Source organism: Mesorhizobium sp. M7A.F.Ca.CA.004.12.1.1, from assembly GCF_003997835.1.
Classification (GTDB): domain Bacteria; phylum Pseudomonadota; class Alphaproteobacteria; order Rhizobiales; family Rhizobiaceae; genus Mesorhizobium.
The window spans coordinates 1-2,094 of the sequence record NZ_RZRK01000964.1 but is presented as its reverse complement, the minus strand read 5'-3'; the positions used below and the strand labels follow the sequence as shown (position 1 = coordinate 2,094).

The following is a 2,094-nucleotide window of genomic DNA, read 5'->3' as shown; positions in this document are numbered from 1 at the left end:
ACGAATTATCGATGACGACGCAGCCCTGCTTGCCGATCTTCGGCGACCATTCCTTGGAGACGCTGCCGCCGGCCGACATGATGCAGATGTCGGTGTCGGAAAAATCATACTGGTCGAGCGTCTTCACCTTCAGCGTGCGGTCGCCGAACGACACTTCCGTGCCCTGGCTGCGCCGCGACGCCAGCGCCACGACTTCGCTTACCGGAAAGCCGCGCTCTTCCAGCATGTTGAGCATTTCCCGGCCCACATCGCCCGTGGCGCCGACGATCGCTACCTTGAAACTCATCGAAAAATCTCCTGTCCCTCTCCGCTTGGTTTTTGGAGAAACCCGCTGGCCGATGCGGGTTCCGTCCCCCGGGCCGAACCCGGGAGAGGGTGGTTAGGCCAAGGGAGTCACACCGTTTTGGTGGTGGTTTTGGCCATAGTTTTGCTGGAACGAGGGGACGCGCCGACGCGCCCGGCCCAATGATGTGCATTGAGGCTGGGGGCATCGAATGCAAGAAGAGCCATCAAAAGGCCGCGCATCGAAAAACGATCCCGTTCAAAGCGGGCTTTTACGCGGTTTGCGTCAAGAGTCAATTGCGATGAGCGTCCTGTTGCCCTGTACAATGGCGGCGGCACGAAGTACGAACGGCATGACCATCCGGCTCATGGAGCGTCCCGACGCCCGCCGAAGACAGGCCCATTGCTGGGCATATAAGAATCCGAATTCCGAAAGAGTAAGATGTCCAACTTCGATGCACTCGTTCCCGCGCTGGCAAGGGCGCTGGAAAAACGCGGCTATTCCGAGCTGACGCCCGTCCAGAAGGCGGTTGTGGCGCCGGAACTCGGCGAGGCCGATGCGCTGGTTTCGGCGCAGACAGGCTCCGGCAAGACGGTGGCCTTCGGCCTCGCTCTGGCGCCGACCCTGCTTGAGGGCGCGGACCGCTTTGGCCACGCCGCCGCACCGCTGGCGCTGGCGGTGGCGCCGACGCGCGAACTCGCCTTGCAGGTGACGCGCGAACTGGAATGGCTCTACGAACTGACCGGCGCCACCGTGGCGTCATGCGTCGGCGGCATGGACATGCGCTCGGAGCGGCGTGTGCTGGAGCGCGGCGCCCATATCGTCGTCGGCACGCCCGGCCGGCTGCGCGACCACATCACCCGGCGCTCGCTCGACATGTCGGCGCTGAAGGCGGTGGTGCTCGACGAGGCCGACGAAATGCTCGATCTCGGCTTTCGCGAAGACCTCGAATTCATCCTCGACGCTGCTCCGGCCGAACGCCGCACGCTGATGTTCTCGGCCACCGTGCCGCGCTCGATCGCCACGCTCGCCCAGGGCTACCAGCGCGATGCGGTGCGCATCTCGGCCGCCGGCGAGGAGAAGCAGCATCTCGACATCGAATACCGGGCGCTGAGCGTCGCCCAGCCCGACCGCGAGAACGCCATCATCAACGTGCTGCGCTATTACGAAGCCAAGAACGCGCTGGTGTTCTGCAACACGCGTGCCGCCGTCAATCATCTGACCGCGCGCTTCAACAACCGCAACTTCTCCGTCGTGGCGCTTTCGGGCGAGCTCAGCCAGAACGAGCGCAGCCATGCCTTGCAGGCAATGCGCGACGGCCGCGCAAAAGTCTGCATCGCCACCGATGTCGCGGCGCGCGGCATCGATCTGCCCAATCTGGAGCTGGTCATCCATGCCGATCTGCCGACCAATCCGGAAACGCTGCTTCACCGCAGCGGCCGCACCGGCCGCGCCGGGCGCAAGGGCGTCAGCGCGCTGATCGTGCCCAACAGCGCCCGCAAGCGCACCGAGCGGCTGCTGCAGAACGCCGGCCTCAAGGCAACATGGGCGAGCCCGCCCTCGGCCGACGACGTGATGCGGCGCGACGACGAGCGCATCCTGGCCGACCCGGTTTTCGACGAGCCGGTGAAGGACGACGAACGCGGTTTCATCGACGCGCTGCTCGCCAGACATGGCGCCGAACAGGTGGCCGCTGCCTTCGTGCGCCAGTGCCGCGCCAGCCGCTCGGCGCCCGAGGACCTCATGGAGATCGCGCCCTTCACGCCGTCGCGTGAAAGACCGGCGGGCGAAGGTTTCGCGCGCCGCGACGA

At 65.5% G+C, this 2,094-nt stretch carries 1 protein-coding gene and 1 pseudogene; one reads left to right on the top strand and one right to left on the bottom strand.

All coding sequences use genetic code 11. The features are described 5' to 3' along the window. Window positions 1-286, bottom strand: a pseudogene (locus EN984_RS32320) (aspartate-semialdehyde dehydrogenase); the annotation flags it as partial. A gap of 438 nt (window positions 287-724) precedes the next feature. Between EN984_RS32320 and EN984_RS32310 the strand changes: the two are divergent. Further along, window positions 725-2,094 (top strand): DEAD/DEAH box helicase (locus EN984_RS32310; protein ID WP_164765814.1); only part of this gene is annotated, 1,370 nt, incomplete at its 3' end.